Source organism: Streptomyces sp. NPDC048111, from assembly GCF_043202815.1.
In the GTDB taxonomy this organism is placed as follows: domain Bacteria; phylum Actinomycetota; class Actinomycetes; order Streptomycetales; family Streptomycetaceae; genus Streptomyces.
The window spans coordinates 339524-352727 of the sequence record NZ_JBIDBD010000001.1 but is presented as its reverse complement, the minus strand read 5'-3'; the positions used below and the strand labels follow the sequence as shown (position 1 = coordinate 352727).

The window sequence follows — 13204 nt, the reverse complement described above, 5'->3', positions numbered from 1 at the left end:
CGAAGGTGCACCTTCGGCGTGCCGGTTCCGGGGGACGGTGAGTGCGGTGGGGGATCTTGATGCGGCAGCGGGCGCGGACGCGTTCCTGCGGCACATGCTGTGGCGCCAGCCAGGTCAACGGCAGCCGGTGGTGGCCCTGTTGGGGCCCCGCGCCTCCGGCAAGACCGAGCTGCTGCGCGCCGTGTCACGGGCGTGCGGCGGCACGGTGATCCATGCCGGGCTCGACTTCGACGAGAACCCGGTCGACCCGGTCTCGGCGGCGGCCCTGGCCGCGTTCCAGATGATGCGCGGCTGGGACAACCTGCGCCACGGCCCGGTCTTCCACCGCTTCGGCCTCGGTCTGCTCGCCCTCAACGAGAACCTGGACGCCGACCGCAACCGGGCCACCGAGCAGATCCGCGAGCTCATCCAGCAGTACACCCGCAGCACCCCGCACGGCAGGATCGCGGGCCGCCTGGGGGACGCCGCGGCCGGCACGATGGACATCGTCGCCCAGGGCGCGCTGAGCCCCCTGGTGTCCGGGCCCGCGCGCGAAGTGGTCGCGGCGGTCCGCGAACAGGCCAGACCCGTCATCGGATCGCTGTTCCAGAGCGCCGCGCGCTGGAGCGTACGGGACGCGCTGCGCTGGCACGTCAGCGTTCCCGAGGCGGAGTCCGCGCGCTCCGTCGACGCCCTGATCCGGTTGAGCTCCACCTCGCGCTCGGCGGCGGTCGGCCCCCTGATGGCGGCCTTCCTCGCCGACGTCAAGGACCAGGCCGAGCGCCATCCGCCGCTGCGCTCCGCCTGCTCCTGCGCGCTGCCGACCCGCGGCTCCCGCCGCGACCGGCACGACCACGCCTGGGTGCTCCTGGTGGACGGCGCCCAGACCCCGTCCGGCCGCCGCTTCCTGACCGAGCTGGCCGCCGCCCGCGCCCGCAACCAGCTGGCCGATCCCGACGGCACCGGGGCGGCCGACCCGCTGCTCGTCCTGTCCGCCTGCGCGCAGTGGCAGTCCGAGTGGACGTCCTGGTGGTGCGAGCCCTGGCGTTCGACGCCGCTCGCGGGCACGCCCCAGCGCCGCGTCCCGCTCCTCTCGCGCGCCACGCGCACCCTGTGGGCCGCCGAGAACGAGACGGCCGCCGGCGCCGAGCGCGGGCCCGCGGCGGCCTGGTGGTACCCCGTGTGGCTCGACCCGATGACCGAGGAGCAGGTCGGCTACGCGATGGACCGGTCCGACCCGTCGCCCGCGCGGCCCCTGCCCGCGTCCGTCGTGCACCGGCTGACCGGCGGCCACCGGGGCGCCGTCTCGGCCGTCCTCGATGAGCCGTTCGCGGCCCGTCCCGGCCCGCACGGGCCCGCCGTGTCACTGGTCGCGCCCGCCGACGAGGACGGCACACCCCTGTGGTCGCACGCGCTGGAGAGCAGCCTGCCCGAAGGGCTGCCCGTCCCGGGCGCCACCTGGAGCACCACGCCCGCGGTCGTCCAGGCCGCCGCCTACCTCGCCGACGTCCGCACGGCCCAGGACCCGCGGCTGCCCGCCGGCTCCACGGAGCTGCCGCGCAGCCTCGAACTGCTGCGCCGCCACCTGTGGGTGAGCACCTTCACCCACCGCCCCTCCCGCATCCGCCGGATCGGCTGGGCCGACTCGGACGCTCCGGCCACCCTGCACCCCTGGCTGTCGCGCTCCGCCCTCACCGCCCTCAACACCGCGCAGCCGTCGCGTTCCGACGAACCGGCGCCCTGGTACCGGGTGTTCACCGCCCAGTCGGCGGCACTGGCCGCGCCACCGTCCCAGGACGAGGACACCGCAGCGGTGGAGCGGCGCCTCTTCCACGACCTGGCGCTCGGCCGTTTCGCCCCCGTCGCCGCGGCCCTCGCCGCCCGCTTCGACGAGGACCACCGGGCCTGGATCCGGCTGCTCGACTACCTCGCGTCCGCGCCCTGCCGCCCGCTGTACGAGCACGCGCCGCAGGACGCGTACGCCACGCTGCTGCACGGCGTGGAGGACGGCGGGCAGACGGTGCCTGCCGTGGCCACCGCGAAGCTGCTCGCCCTGCTGTGGCTGTACAACGACCCGCTGACCGAGCACACCCGGCGCTGGGACGGCGAGATACAGGAATGCTTCACCCGCCTCGCGCACAACTCCCGCCTGCTGGACGTCAGTCCGCTCCAGCAGGCGGCGGCCGCCTTCGCCTAGCCCAGCGGCGGACGCGGCGCCCCCGCGTCCGCCGACGCACCGCAAGGAGTGTCCATGCCACCCGCTGTAGGCAACCCGCGCTTCGGCCGGCTGCGCCGCCACCCCGTGCTCTCCGCCCTCGCGGCCCTCGTGATCCTCGCCGGCCTGGTCTTCGGCGGACGCTGGGGCTACGGCCGGCTCTTCCCGCCCTCGCTCACCTGTGGCACCGGCCTGACCGCCACGGGCTCACCCCTCGCCTGCGCCGGTGTGAACATCGACAGCGGCCCGTTCACCGACCACGAGCCCGCCCGTATGCGGGAGTTGCAGAAACAGGTCAAGGCGGCCAATGACACGGTGAGCGGCCCGTACATCAGCGTCGTCCTGATGCTGGACCTCTCGCCGGTCACCGATGTGGACACCCTGACCTACGAGTCGCTCTACCCGAACATCGAGGGCGCCCTGACGGCGGTGTGGCGGGCCAACCACACGGCCGCGTACGGGAGTACGCCCTCGATCAAGCTGTACCTCGCCAACATGGGCAGCCAGTACGGCTCGTGGGAGCAGACCGTCGCCCAGCTGAAGAAGCAGGCGGGCGGCGAGCACATCTCGGCGGTCATCGGGCTCGGCCAGTCCACCGAGCAGACCCGCCACGCCGCCGCGGCCATCTCGGCCCAGCTGCACATTCCCGTCATCGGATCCACCGTGACGGGCGACTCGATGAACCTCGACCCCGGCGACCCCGCCGGCAAGAAGCTGATCCCCGACCTGTTCCGGGTGTCGCCCACCAACTCGGACTCGGTGATCGCCGCCAACCAGTACGTGTCCACCCTGCGGCCCGCCGCCACCTCGCTCGCGGTCGTCGCGGACAGCGTCACCGGCGACGACTACACGCGGACGCTGGCCGAGGCGGCCAGGACCACGTTCAAGGCGCCGAACCGCACCGTGACCGTCCTGCCCTACAGCTCGCCCGGCGACCTGTCCGCCGGCTCGGGCCGCCAGGCCTATCTGGTGCAGCAGTTCAACCTCATGCACGCCAACCTGTGCCAGGCCGCGCCCTCCGTCGTCTACTTCGCCGGCCGGGGCCGCGACCTCGGCGCGTTCGTCGAGAACTGGGTGCAGGGGCCGCCGTGCGGGATCGCTCAGCTGCACATCCTCGCCGGCGACGACGCCTCCGAGGCGATCCGCGACAAGGCCGTCCTCAGCGGCATCGCCTCCGGGCGCGTCACCGTGGCCTACACCGCGCTGGCCAGCCCCGACGAGTGGGGCAAGGAGTGTCCGGGATCGGACGCCAAGCACAACTACGACCAGTTCTGGACGGCCTTCACCGGCCGCCCCGACCCCTGCACCGGCCAGCCCATCACGGGCGACAAGGACGCGCCGTCCCTCTCCTTCGACCCCGCCGACCTCGCCAGCGGCCAGGCCATGCTCACGCACGACGCGGCCGTGGCGGCGATCAGCGCGGGCCGGCGCGACGCCGTCGGACTGAAGAACCCGGGCCTGGAGACCGGGATCCTGCACCAGTTCTACTGCGCGCAGATGCTGCCGGGCGCCAGCGGCTGGCTGTCGTTCGGCAGCGACGGCTCGCCGGCGGGCAAGCCCACGCCGGTGGTCCAGCTCGGCTCCGACGGCTCCGCCAGGACGGTCGCCCTGACCTGGCCCGACGGCGCCCCCAACCTCAGCCTCCCGCAGCGCGGGGGCAAGGGCGCGCCCGGCTGCTGAGCCCCGGCATCCGCGAAGGCGCGACGGCCTGCGCGGGGCCGGTTCGCACCGGCCCCGCATGAACCGGCCGCGGCACGGTACCCGAAGGGAGTGACGAGGCGGCCGGCCGGGCCGCCGAAGCGCCTGCCGAGGAGGTGGCTTCGCATGACGGAGCCGATCAGCCAGACCTTGCACAAACCCGCGTCCGACGAGTTCCGCACCGCCATGGCGAGCACCGCCACGGAAAGCACCGCGGCGGAGGGCACGGCCACGGAGAGCACCACGCTGGAGCCCGCCAGGAGCGGCGCGGGCCAGCCGCCCGCGACCCGCGGCCGGACCAGCATCGCGGGCGGCGTCGTGGAGAAGATCGCCGGGCTCGCCGCCCGCGAGGTCCCCGGCGTGCACGCGCTCGGCGGCGGACTCGCGCGCACGCTCGGCGCGATACGCCCGGGCCGCGTCCCCGTCACCCGGGGCGTGAAGGTCGAGGTCGGCGAGCGGCAGACCGCGATCGACCTGGAGGTCGTCGTCGAATACGGCGTGAGCATCCCCGAGATCGCCGCTGAGATCAGGGTGAACGTCATCGGGGCCGTGGAGCGCATGACGGAGCTGGAGGTCGTCGAGGTGAACATCGCGGTGAGCGACGTCCACCTCCCGGAGGAGAACGCCTCCGAGGCCGTGGAGAGCCGGCTTCAGTAGCATCGCGGGGACAGGCGACGGAAGGCGGCTCGATGAGCACGGAAGTGAAAGTGGGCCTGGCCCTCGCGGCCGTCGCCCTCCTGGCGACCGCCGTGGGGGCGGCCGTCCTGACGGTACGTCTGGTGAAGGCCCGCAAACTCCTGCGGGACGCCGGCATCCCGCTGACGCACAAGGCGGCCTGGTGGGGCGCGCTCCTCTACGTCGTCAGCCCCGTCGACCTGCTGCCGGACCCGATCTACCTGGACGACATCGGGGTGCTGCTCCTCGCCCTGCGCACCCTGCACATGGCGGCCGCACGGGTCTCGCACCGGAGCGAGGCGGAACTCGGCGGTGAGTACGCGGTCGAGCCCGGAGGCCGGTCGCGCTGGTGAGGGAGCGGCGCCCGCAAGCGCCACCCCGTCCCGGAAACGGCAACGAAAGTTGCCGTCCGGGCCCGGCGGGCGCACGCTCCTGGGCATGAGCGCACCCAACGAGTCCGGACACACCCACACCCACACCCACGGCCACGCCAAGGCCCATGCCCAGAGCCACCAGCACGGCGAACTCGACTGGGCGGCGATGACCGCCCACCTGGAGAACAGCGGCGAACTCCACCTCCCCGTCCTGCGCGGCACGGCGGCCCGCCTGGGCGAGCTGCTCGGGAGCGGGCACGAGGTGCGCCGGATCCTCGACGTCGGCAGCGGACCCGGCGTGATGACCTGCGTACTGGCCGAGGCCTTCCCCGGCGCCGAAACCGTCGCCGTCGACGGCGCGCCCGCCCTGCTCGACCACACCCTGGCCCGCGCCGAGCGGCTCGGCGTCGGTGGGCAGGTGAACGTCCGGCACGCCGAACTGCCCGACGGCCTGGACGGCGGACTGGGCGCGGCCGACCTGATCTGGAGCAGCAAGGCCGTGCACCACATCGGCGACCAGCAGGGCGTGCTCGACGCGCTCGCCGCCTCGCTGAACCCGGGCGGGCTGCTGGCGGTGGCCGAGGGCGGCCTGCCGCCGCGGTTCCTGCCGCGTGACATCGGCGTCGGCCGGCCCGGGCTGCAGGCCCGGCTCGACGCGGTGCAGGAGGACTGGTTCGAGATCATGCGCGGTGAACTGCCCGGCAGCACCTCCGTGGTCGAGGACTGGCCGGCGATGCTCCGCCTCGCGGGCCTCACCCGGGTCACCAGCTTCACGCTGCTGCTCGACCTGCCCGCCCCCCTGGGCGAGTCCGCCCGCACCTTCCTGCACACGCAGCTGACGCGGCTGCGGGAGATGATGAGCGACTCCCTGGACGCCGACGACGTCAAGACGCTCGACCTGCTGCTCGATCCGACGTCCCCGCAGGGCATCCTGCGCCGGAGCGACGTGTTCCTGCTGTCCGCGACCACCGTCCACACGGGCGTGCGCCCCGCCTGACGGCGGGCCGGTGCAGGCCCGTCACCGCTCGGCGTGCCCCCGGGCGAGGACCCACTCGCGGTGCAGCGCGCCGAGCGGGATGCGGTGCTCGATCACCGGCGTACCGAACAGGGACAGGTGGAAGTCGAGCCGGCCGCTCAGGTCGAAGCCGCCGTACACCGCCCAGGAGGCGTGGGCCGATGCCTTGCCGTCGCTGGACGCGGTGGCCCGGGCGTCGGCCTCGCCGCGCAGCGACGGCGCGAAGTCCGCGGTGACGCCGACGGCTCCGTACAGACCGACCGAGGCCTCGGCGCCGAGCGCGCCCTTGACCTTCCCGGCGGCCGCGACGCTCGCGTTCACCGGGGTGCTGTGCACGGCCGACGTGCTCACGGGGGCCCAGCCCTTGCCCGCCGCATAGCTGCCACCCACCCGGAAGTCGCCCTTGACGTCCTGTTCGACGTCGAGGGTGACCTGGCCGTCGGCCTCCACCTGTACGTAGCAGGTCAGGTCGAGGCTGACGACGACGGGCACCGGGCCGACCTGGATGACGGGAGCGCTGTGCAGCTTGGCGAAGGGAAGCCGCTTGGGCCCGCCCGTGCTCGCGGCGGCGCGGCCCTTGAGCGCCCACCGCGAGGACCAGTCGCCGCTCATCCCGAGGAAGGCCTGGCCGATGCCGTGCCCGCCGTGCCCGCTGCCGTCGTACGCGAACTCCACCTGCGGGGCGAGCTGCACGAAGCCGGAGACGGAGGCGGCGGCCGAGGCCGGGGCGTCCTTGGCGGTGTCCACGGCCGCGTTCACGTCGAGGCGCAGACTGCCCAGCGGCAGCGTGGCGCCCTGCGGCCCGAACCGTACGCCCTGGCCCTTGGCCCAGGAGAACGTCACCCCCTTCATCAGGGGAACGACGGTGACGGAGGCGGGATCGACCGGCACCTTCCCGTCCGCCTTGTCGTCCCCCAGGGCGGAGGCGAGCGTCGTCGGCGCGGTCTTCACCTCGGTGCCCCGGTCCGTGCGGCCCACGACCTGAGTGACCTTGGCGAGCAGCCCGTCCGGTGCTCCGGGGGCCGGCGCGCCGGCGATGACGTCGCCCACCGCTACGGGCTCGTCGCCGGGCGCGGGGGAGTGGCTCGGGGCGCGGCTCGGCCCGGCCGTGTGGCTCGGGGGAGCGGTGGTGATGACGGCGCGTCCGCCGGCCCGGTCGTACGAGAGAACCTTCAGGGTGGACTTCTGCGGCCCCTTGCCCGAACGGGTACGGGCAAGGGGGGTGGGCTCGGCCGAACCCTGCGGCGCCGCGTCCACGGTGAGCCGTCGGGCCTCGCCGGCCGCGGGCGAGGAGGTCGAGGCGCTCGCCGGCGCACCGGCCGCGGCGGGGGCGGCCGGCGCGGAGCAGCCGGTGCCCGCGAGCGCGAGGGCGGTCAGGCCGGGGAGCAGGAGGCGTCTGGAGAGCGTGCGCACGGAGGAGTGACCTTCGAGTCGGGGGGTGGCCGTTACTGACAGGTAACGTGAAGATGATCATGCCATGCCGCCGGGGGCGCGGTCATCTCGGGAACCGCCAACTCGCGTGCGGGGAACGTCGGTTGAAGCTTCACCTACGAGAGGTGCGGCCCGTACCGGAACGCTCCGGGCTCAGACCGCGGGCTCTCCCAGCGGCGCGGTCCGGCGCCAGGGGTGCAGCTCCTGCAACTGCGCGGCCAGATCCAGCAGTTGGTGCTCCGAGCCGGGCCGCCCCACGAGCTGCACGGAACCGGGCAGCCCCGACGGCAGGGTGCCGAAGGGCATCGCGAGGGCGGGCCGCCCGGAGAGGTTCCACGGCGGGGTCATGGGCGAACAGGCCGTGTTGGCAAGGGTGTTGGCGAGCCAGCCGCGCTCGTGCCACGCCCCGGCGGCCGGGCCCGGCCGGGCGAGCGCGGGGGTCAGCAGCACGTCGTACTCCTCGAAGAACGGCCCAAGGCGACGGTTCAGAGCGGCGCGGTGGTCGGTGCGCAGCATGCCGAGGTGCCCGGCGATCCGCCCGAGCCGCGCATGACGACGGGTGCGGGGCGCGAGCAGCTGGGGGTCGAGCCCCTCGGCGTCCTGCGCCACACCTCCCGTCCAGCGGGCCAGGATCACCGCCCCGAAGGTCGCGGGGTAGGGAGGGTGCGCGGTGACCACGTGGTGACCCGCGCCGGAAAGGGTGCGTGCGGCGCGTCGGGCCAGCGCCGCGTAGGCGCCGCCGACGCGCACCCCGGCGACCGGGCTGCGGGTGGAGAAGGCGATGCTGAGCGCGCCGCGCTCCGGGTGCGGGGGCTCACCCTCCTCGAAGTCCCCTGCGCCGTCGTCCGGTTCACCGGCCAGGACCGAGAACATCAGCCGCGCGTCCGCGGCCGTCGTTGCCAGCGGGCCGTGCTCCGACATCCCGAACCAGCCGCCGCCGAGCTCGAAGGGGACGCGCCCGGTGCCGGGCTTGAGGCCGATGAGCCCGCAGTGCGCGGCCGGAATGCGCAGCGAGCCCATGCCGTCGTTGCCGAGCGCGAGGGGCACGAAGCCCGCCGCCACGGCCGCCGCGCTGCCGCCGGACGAACCGCCGGCCGTGCGCGCCGGATCCCACGGATTGCGGGCGATGCCGTGCACCCCGTCCGTGGTGCCGTAGACACACAGCTCCGGCACGTGGGTGAGCCCCACCACCACCGCGCCCGCCGCGCGGAGCCTGGCGACGGTCACGTGGTCCTCGTCGGCCGGGGTGGCCGGGGTCGCCGCCGAGCCGTTGCGGGTGCTCTCGCCGCGCACCGGGAGGTTGTCCTTGACGGCCACCGGGACACCGGCGAGCGGCAGACGGGACAGGTCGCCGCGCGCGCCGATCGCGTCCGCCTCCGCCACCGCCGCTGCCGCGCGCACCACGCGGAACGCGCCCACGCGCCCGTCGAGCGCGGCGATCCTGGCCAGGTGGTCGGCGACCACGTCGCGGGGCGCGACCTCCTTGCGGCGCACCGCCCCGGCTATATCGACGGCCGTGCGTCCTGCCCAGCTGGTCACGGTGACTCCTTGCTGCCGACTCGGTCATGAGGCTGAAGGGGCCACTGTGTACGGTGGTACGCCCCCTGTCGATGCCTCGATCGCCGAGGCGGCGGGATTCGGCCCCGTCCGGTCGTCCGGAGGAGGGAGCCGGTGCGGACCCGGAGGGCACGCGGGTGCACAATCGCTGTCTTCGGGGTCGTCGCGGTCGCCGGGGTCGTCCGGGCCGTCGGGGCCTTCGGGGCAGGAAGAGGTGCCGGGCATGGTGGGCGGGCGGGCGTCGCTGGGGCGGCGGTTCGGGTGGCTGTGGGCCGCGTACGGAGTGAGCACGGTCGGCACGATGCTGGCGTTCGACGCGCTCCCCGTGATCGCGATCCTCGTGCTGCACGCGGGGCCGGCCGCGGTGTCGGCGCTGGCCGCGACGGGTCTTGCCGTCGGTACGGTGCTCGCGGTGCCGCTCGGCCCCTGGGTGGAGTTCCGCCGCAAACGGCCCGTGATGATCGCGGCGGACCTCGTCCGCTGCGCGGCCCTCGTCAGTGTGCCCGTCGCCTTCGCCCTCGGCCTGCTCGGCCTCGGTCAGCTGCTCCTCGTGTCGGTGGTCGTCGGGGCGGCCGACATCGCCTTCCGGGCGGCGAGCGGCGCCCATCTCAAGGCGCTCGTCGCACCCGAGCACCTGCTCGTCGCCAACGGACGCTTCGAGTCCACCTCCTGGACCGCCACCATGATCGGGCCGCCCCTCGGCGGGCTCGCGATCGGACTGTTCGGACCCGTGGTCACCGTGACCGCCGACGCGCTCAGCTATCTCCTGTCGGCCCTGGGCATCCGGGCGATCGGCGGAGGGGAGGCACCGCCGCCGGTCCGGGGCGCCGGCGCCAGGACGGGACTGCGGCGGGACGAGCTGCTCGCGGGATGGCGGCACATCCTGGGCCACCCCACGCTGCGCCCGATGCTCTTCAACACCCTGCTGTGCAACGGTCTGATCATGGCGACCGCCCCGGTGCTCGCCTCGCTCATGCTCGGCCCGCTGCACTTCGCGCCCTGGCAGTACGGCCTCGCGTTCGGGGCGCCCTGCATCGGGGGGCTCATCGGCTCCCGGCTGGTGGGGCGGCTCGTCGCACGGTTCGGGCAGCGCCGGGTGATGCTGGCCTCCGGGGTGCTGCGGGCGTGCTGGGTGCCCTGGCTCGCGCTTGTCGGGCCCGGTGCCGGGGGGCTCGTCCTCGTCGCCACCGTGGAACTCGGCCTGATCACCTGCTGCGGGATCTTCAACCCGGTGTTCGCCACCTACCGCCTCGAACAGACCCCCACCGAGAGTGTGGCCCGCACCCTGTCCGCGTGGACCATCACCAGCAAGGCCGCCATCGCCCTGATGACCGCCCTGTGGGGCGTGCTGGCCGGACTGGCCGGACCGCGCACCGCGGTCGCCCTGGCAGGATGCACCATGCTGGCGACCCCGCTCCTGCTGCTCCGGGCCGCCCGCCGCCCGGACCGGTTCGGCGGCTCGTCCGAATGCCCCAACGCGCTTGCCGCTGAAGCCAATTGACGTACGGTCAGCAGACGGGTCGTGAGCTGCGGGCGCTCAGAACACCGACAGCCCCGTCAGCGTGGTGAAACGGTCCAGGGCCGCCACGCCCGCCACCGAGTTGCCGCGCTCGTCGAGCCCCGGGCTCCAGACGCAGAGGGTGCAGCGGCCCGGCACCACGGCGATGATGCCGCCGCCCACCCCGCTCTTGCCGGGCAGGCCCACCCGGTGCGCGAAGTCCCCGGCCGCGTCATAGGTGCCGCACGTCAGCATGACGGCGTTGATCTGCTTGGCCCGGCTGCGGGTGAGCAGTGAGGAGCCGTCGGACAGTATGCCGTGGCGGGCCAGGAAGCCGGAGGCCCGGGCCAGGTCCGCGCACGACGCTTCGAGGGAGCACTGGCGCACGTACTGGTCGAGGAGCCCGGGGACCGGGTTGGTGATGTTGCCGTACGACGCCATGAAATGGGCGAGCGCGGCGTTGCGGTCGCCGTGGGCGGCCTCGGAGGCGGCCACCTGCTCGTCGAAGCCGAGCTCGGGGTTGCCGGACTCGGTGCGCAGGAACGCCCGCAGTGTGCCGGCGGCGTCACCGGTCAGGGTGTGGAGGCGGTCGGTGACCACGAGGGCGCCCGCGTTGATGAACGGGTTGCGCGGGATGCCGTCCTCGTACTCGAGCTGCACCAGGGAGTTGAACGGGTTGCCGGAGGGCTCGCGGCCGACGTGTTCCCACAGCTCCTCGCCCTCGCGCGCGAGACACAGCGCCAGCGTGAAGACCTTGGTGATGGACTGCGTGGAGAAGGGGTGCTGCCAGTCGCCCACCCCGTACACCGTGCCGTCGAGTTCGGCGACCGCCATGCCGAAGCGGCGCGGATCGGCCGCCGCGAGAGCGGGGATGTAGTCGGCCGGACGGCCGCGGCCCGGGGTGGCCGCGATCTCGGTGGCGATGCGGTCCAGGACCGGCTGAAAGGACGAGGACACGCTCAACTTGCTCCGGCTTCCTGCGGCGCTGCACGACTGCCTCACCCTACGGCAGCCGCCGCTCGGCCCCGTGCAGCGCGGGGGAGCGGCGGACGTGGGGATGTCGCGTGCGGTGACACGGCTGTGGGGCGGCCGGTGGCCGCCCCACGGTCCAGGCGTTGGTCAGGCGCGCTGCGCGGCGACGAGTTCCGCCGCCTCCTCGTCGGTGGCGACCGACGGCGGGGAGCCCTCCAGCGGCTTGCGGGCCGTCTCCTTCATGGCGACGGCGGCCACCAGGCCCACGGCGCCGGCCAGCATCGTGTAGAACGCGGGCATCAGGTCGTTGCCGGTGGCTCCGATCAGACCCTGCACGACCAGCGGCGTCGTACCGCCGAACAGGGACACCGAGATGTTGAACCCGATGGAGAGGGAGCCGTAGCGGATCGCCGTCGGGAACAGCGCGGGCAGCGCCGACGACATGGTGCCCATGTAGCAGACCAGCGCGAGTCCGAGCACGAGCAGACCCGCGAAGACCGCGGGGGTGCTGCCCTGCTTGATCAGCAGGAAGCAGGGGGTCGCGAGCACGATGAAGGCGATGGACCCGCCGATGAGGACCGGCTTGCGGCCGACCCGGTCGGAGAGCCGTCCCACCGCGTTGATGACCGCCATCAGCACGATCATCACGACGACGATGGACATCAGGCCGCTGGTCTCGTCGAAGCCGAGAGTGGAGAGGTACGTCGGCATGTACGAGAGCAGCATGTAGTCGGTGATGTTGAACGCCGCGACCAGGGCCAGGCACAGCAGCATCGCCCGGCCGTTGCCGAACAGGATGCGCCGCAGCGGGAGCTTCTCGTGCTCGACGGAGCCGGAGCCGGCCTCCTCCAGCTTCTTGAACGCGGGCGACTCGTCCAGCTTCAGCCGCAGGTAGAGACCGACGAGGCCGAGCGGGCCTGCCACCAGGAACGGGATCCGCCAGCCCCACTGCTGCATCGCGTCGTCGCTCAGGAGCAGGGTGAGGGCGGTCACCAGGGAGGCCGCCACGGTGTAGCCGATCAGGGTGCCGAACTCCAGGAAGGAGCCCCAGAACCCGCGCCGCTTGTCCGGCGCGTACTCGGCGATGAAGGTGGCGGCGCCGCCGTACTCACCACCGGTCGAGAAGCCCTGGACCATGCGGCAGACGATCAGCAGCACCGGCGCCCAGACGCCGATGGTCGCGTAGCTGGGTATCAGGCCGATCGACAGGGTCGCCGCGGCCATCATGATCATGGTGAGGGCGAGGATCTTCTTGCGGCCGACCCGGTCGCCGAGCGGCCCGAAGAACATGCCGCCGAGCGGGCGGACCAGGAAGGCGGCAGCGAAGGTCGCGAGCGACGCGATCACCTGCATCGTGTCACCGGCGCCGGAGAAGAAGACCTTGCCGATGATGACGGCGAGGTAGGAGTAGACGCCGAAGTCGAACCACTCCATCGCGTTGCCCAGTGCGGTGGCCTTCACCGCGCGCTTCACGGCCGCCTCGTCCGTGACGGTGATGTCCGAGCGGCGCAGCGCGGGGTTGCGCCGGCGGTGGATCGCCCGGCGCAGCGAACGGTGCCGGGTGACGGCCTCTGGGTGATGATCCTCGGTGCTCAGCACGCGACGTCTCTCTCGATCGGCGAACAGAAGGGTGCGGCATACATGGAACTCCCTCCGGGTGGCGCGCATACCCGGTGAAAGTCCTGAATCGCGGGACCAAGGTCCCGGGCCGGCCCCGAGTCCTTGGTCCATGGGGATACGCCTGGCCCCTGTTGTCGATCTCAAACCGGTTGGTGACGCAATACCCGCTG

Annotated in this window: 10 protein-coding genes; 6 read left to right on the top strand and 4 right to left on the bottom strand. The window is 73.5% G+C overall.

Annotation, left to right across the window (positions count from 1 at the left end):
- The first annotated feature begins 46 nt into the window (after positions 1–46).
- From ACGF3I_RS01615 to ACGF3I_RS01595, 5 genes are all read left to right on the top strand, one after another.
- Entirely contained in the window at positions 47–2176 is a 2130-nt protein-coding gene (locus tag ACGF3I_RS01615) for a hypothetical protein (protein WP_393128483.1), read from the top strand.
- Positions 2177–2230: 54 nt separating this feature from the next.
- The gene (locus ACGF3I_RS01610) at positions 2231–3874 is read left to right on the top strand and encodes an ABC transporter substrate-binding protein (RefSeq protein ID WP_393128482.1); all 1644 of its coding nucleotides are present in this window, start codon (positions 2231–2233) and stop codon (positions 3872–3874) included.
- A 144-nt stretch (positions 3875–4018) separates the two neighbouring features.
- On the top strand, positions 4019–4549 hold the full coding sequence (locus ACGF3I_RS01605; protein ID WP_393128481.1) for an Asp23/Gls24 family envelope stress response protein: 531 nt from the start codon (positions 4019–4021) through the stop codon (positions 4547–4549).
- A 32-nt stretch (positions 4550–4581) separates the two neighbouring features.
- Positions 4582–4920, top strand: a complete 339-nt coding sequence (locus ACGF3I_RS01600; RefSeq protein WP_393128480.1) for a YkvA family protein — start codon at positions 4582–4584, stop codon at positions 4918–4920.
- 85 nt (positions 4921–5005) lie between these two features.
- Complete coding sequence (locus ACGF3I_RS01595) at positions 5006–5938, top strand: class I SAM-dependent methyltransferase (RefSeq protein WP_393128479.1); 933 nt, start codon at positions 5006–5008, stop codon at positions 5936–5938.
- Between the two features lie 21 nt (positions 5939–5959).
- Here ACGF3I_RS01595 and ACGF3I_RS01590 read toward each other — a convergent pair whose 3' ends face one another.
- Both ACGF3I_RS01590 and ACGF3I_RS01585 read right to left on the bottom strand, forming a co-directional pair.
- Complete coding sequence (locus tag ACGF3I_RS01590; RefSeq protein ID WP_393128478.1) at positions 5960–7369, bottom strand: hypothetical protein; 1410 nt, start codon at positions 7367–7369, stop codon at positions 5960–5962.
- A gap of 171 nt (positions 7370–7540) precedes the next feature.
- Positions 7541–8926, bottom strand: a complete 1386-nt coding sequence (locus ACGF3I_RS01585; RefSeq protein ID WP_393128477.1) for an amidase — start codon at positions 8924–8926, stop codon at positions 7541–7543.
- A 244-nt stretch (positions 8927–9170) separates the two neighbouring features.
- On the opposite strand from ACGF3I_RS01585, the gene ACGF3I_RS01580 reads away from it, so the two are divergent.
- Positions 9171–10445, top strand: coding sequence for an MFS transporter (locus tag ACGF3I_RS01580; RefSeq protein WP_393129090.1), 1275 nt, complete (start codon positions 9171–9173; stop codon positions 10443–10445).
- Between the two features lie 36 nt (positions 10446–10481).
- Here the strand turns inward: ACGF3I_RS01580 and ACGF3I_RS01575 are convergent, their stop codons facing one another.
- Together ACGF3I_RS01575 and proP are read right to left on the bottom strand one after the other, a co-directional pair.
- Complete coding sequence (locus ACGF3I_RS01575) at positions 10482–11405, bottom strand: glutaminase (protein WP_393128476.1); 924 nt, start codon at positions 11403–11405, stop codon at positions 10482–10484.
- 156 nt (positions 11406–11561) lie between these two features.
- On the bottom strand, positions 11562–13013 hold the full coding sequence (gene proP, locus ACGF3I_RS01570) for a glycine betaine/L-proline transporter ProP (RefSeq protein WP_393128475.1): 1452 nt from the start codon (positions 13011–13013) through the stop codon (positions 11562–11564).
- Positions 13014–13204 lie beyond the last annotated feature (191 nt).

Coding starts and splice junctions, on each gene's coding strand:
- ACGF3I_RS01595 (WP_393128479.1), top strand. CDS start 5,006: ATGAGCGCACCCAACGAGTCCGGACACACCCACACCCACACCCACGGC.
- ACGF3I_RS01605 (WP_393128481.1), top strand. CDS start 4,019: ATGACGGAGCCGATCAGCCAGACCTTGCACAAACCCGCGTCCGACGAG.
- ACGF3I_RS01610 (WP_393128482.1), top strand. CDS start 2,231: ATGCCACCCGCTGTAGGCAACCCGCGCTTCGGCCGGCTGCGCCGCCAC.
- ACGF3I_RS01600 (WP_393128480.1), top strand. CDS start 4,582: ATGAGCACGGAAGTGAAAGTGGGCCTGGCCCTCGCGGCCGTCGCCCTC.